Genomic DNA, 384 nt, shown 5'->3' on the forward strand with positions numbered 1-384 from the left:
ACAACCTAAAACCGAAGAAAGGAGCGCAAGTTATGAGAAAAAACGAGAAAATCACAGCTCTGTACGAACGACTGAGCCGTGATGACTTTGGCAAAGATGATGACCAACAGCGTGAGAGCAATTCCATTTCCAATCAAAAGGCTATGTTGGAGGAGTTCGCCGCACGGCAGGGCTTTACAAACATTGTCCATTTCACGGACGATGGCATTAGCGGCACCTGCTTTGACCGTCCCGGATTTTTGGCAATGATGAAAGAAGTGGAAGCCGGGAATGTGGAGTATCTGTGTATCAAGGACATGAGCCGCATGGGTCGTGACTATCTGAAAGTCGGTCAGATTATGGAAATCCTGCGTCAGCGTGGCGTTCGCCTTATCGCCATCAATG

At 48.4% G+C, this 384-nt stretch carries 1 protein-coding gene; it reads left to right on the plus strand.

What is annotated here, in order from left to right; translation table 11 throughout:
- Nucleotides 1-384 (plus strand): recombinase family protein (locus LI162_RS15325; protein WP_227156883.1); only part of this gene is annotated, 384 nt, incomplete at both ends.

It is taken from the genome of Mediterraneibacter sp. 210702-DFI.3.120, assembly GCF_020561005.1.
GTDB lineage: Bacteria > Bacillota > Clostridia > Lachnospirales > Lachnospiraceae > Mediterraneibacter > Mediterraneibacter faecis.